Annotated in this window: 2 pseudogenes; both read left to right on the plus strand. The window is 39.4% G+C overall.

Features of this window, described 5'->3' with window-relative positions:
• Positions 1-1241 precede the first annotated feature (1241 nt).
• A pseudogene (locus ACED41_RS21410) lies at positions 1242-1355 on the plus strand (IS3 family transposase); the annotation flags it as partial.
• A 93-nt stretch (positions 1356-1448) separates the two neighbouring features.
• Positions 1449-1849, plus strand: a pseudogene (locus ACED41_RS21415) (transposase); the annotation flags it as partial.
• Positions 1850-2459: the final 610 nt, after the last annotated feature.

Here is a 2459-nt window from a genome sequence, read left to right on the forward strand (position 1 = left end):
AAATGATCAGATCACAGGACTTGGAAAAGGTTCAACTAATTTAGGCAACAACGCCCTTAAGCACTGTAAAATCTGATTTTAGTAAAGAGCCGTGATGTAATTCGTGGAGGGTAAAGAATGGGGGAGTGTTGCATTATGAGCACATTAAGGCGGTTGAAATACCGTGTGTTACAAGTGGAAAAGGTTGATTAATTTTACATTTACGCAATTTTGCAGGGCTAATAGGTGTTGTTGAAATATCATTAGACGCGGTACTGACGTTAAGTCCCTTAAAAAAAAGCAATAGGATAGATAAGCTCTAATCATCCCCTCGTCTGGCATGCATCTGCGGAACAATGCCATTTATTGCGCATCACAAACCAGAGTTGCGAGCATTCTGGTACTCAATGACCAACCAACGACTTACCGTGAATACTGATCTATAATATAAGGTAGATGAGTAACTCGGAGAACAACTTCGTTCCGGACGATCGCCACAACAATTAGGCGACTGCCGAAGAGGAATATCATCACACTTTCGTTTAATGAGTTAAACGGGGTTTGTGATGATATTGTCTACAAATCCCGTAAGTGAGGATTTATGGACATCAAAACCCTTGTCGTTGTCGACGCAGACCAGTATCCCTTGAGTAAAACACCCCTCCCTAGTAAACCATCGGTTTGCTGTCTTGCTGCGTCCAATAATACCAACAACCTAAGATGCTATGGTAACGAAATAACACTGCTCGTCCCGAGCGTGCCCGAAGCTGCAGATACCTACCTCATCATCTACCTTTATAACATGCTCAATAAAAACAACATCGATACTGTCATGATTACCAGTGGTGACAAAAAACTGGTCTACATGACGATAGTTACCTGTTCACTTTGTGATACTCGCGTTGAACTTCACCCCAATACTATAAAAAAGTTAGGAGGACAATTTACAAGGTCATGCGCAGATATGTGTAAAAAACTGGATGTCGACTTTAAGTATAGTGAGACTAAAAGGTTTAGTTCGATATGTAATCACATCAGAAGATACAAACTAGGGCTAAAAATCAGCACTCTGTCCTATCACCTTTCATTACCGTACATCGAAACAAAGACGCTAGTTGAAGATATGGTTGAATTAAACCTAATAGTGAAAACCGGCAAGGCTTATACATGCAAACCCCATTGATTAATATATTAAGCTAAGCCCCCTTCTGGAGGCTAGTTTATCGGACTGATAAAACGAGAAGGACTGCAAGCCAAAAAGAGGGTACAGAAAGCCAAGATCTAAGTCGGGAACTGAGGGTGTCGTTACCCCAAACAAGCTGGATAAAAACTTCAACCCACACTCTCCCAATCAACCTTGGGTAACCGATATTACTTAACCTGAACTCGGAATAAGAAAAAATGAACTAAAGGCTGGTTCAGTGATCAGATCTTTCGAACAAGAAGGACTCATCACTAAGGAACCAGCTATGCGTAAATTAGTAGACTTATTCTGTCATGTCGAAGACTTATGCCAGGCTTTTCTATCTCAGTAGCAAAAACTTCAGATTGAAGATGGTGAACGGAAGCGAAATTGTAAAGGCCGTATGTCTGAAAATGAAATAATGACCATTATTATTGCCTTTCACATGTCTCACCATCGTGATTTTAAGAATTTCTATCTCGGATTAATCTGTCGATATTATAGACATGATTTCCCTACTTTACTCAGCTACACACGCTTTCTAGAAGTGATGCCTTCTGTTGTTCTTTCTTCACTCATGTGAAGGGAGAGCCTACAGACATTGAGTTTATCGATTCAACGAGCATTAAAGTGTGTCATAACTTGCGCATACCACGACATAAGATCTTCAAAGGCTCAGCACTGCGAACAAATATTTTATTTGATTTATATTATCGATTGTCTTTTTTGATTCCTAACGCTCCTCTTCCTATACGTTTTTATGAACGCCGGGAAGGTTATTCAGGTCATAGTTTTGAGGTAAACCTTAAAGGGTTAATGTCTCGATTGATGAGTGACAGAGATAAAAATATAGAGTCTGGTTTTCCATCGTCGAGAGAAATTACACTCAACGAAAAGGTATTACCTTTATCTGTTTATGTTTTTAAACCCGGTAAGCGAAGTAAGTACTCAAGCTGTGATGGGATCGTTATGCAGATGGGATCGTTATGCTTCTGGCACGTTTCTGGACATTTCTGTGTTATATGAGTTGCTAAATTAGCATTTAACGGATTACAAGAGGTTATTTCAGGTTAGATAAGAATTCCTCTGCTTTGGTGAGTTTTGGAAGCGATGTATACCAGTCATTGAGTATTTCGGTTTTACTTTTCTTTACCAAAAGAGCAGTTTCGTCAAAATGTGCGTTTATTCCTTTAATCTCATTAAGCCTTTCGATAGTCGAAGTTTGATTTAACAACTTTAAACGGCGTTGTTGCCTAAATTAGTTGAACCTTTTCCAAGTCCTGTGATCTGATCATTT

Source organism: Vibrio sp. 1F255 (assembly GCF_041439145.1).
GTDB classification, from domain to species: domain Bacteria; phylum Pseudomonadota; class Gammaproteobacteria; order Enterobacterales; family Vibrionaceae; genus Vibrio; species Vibrio crassostreae_C.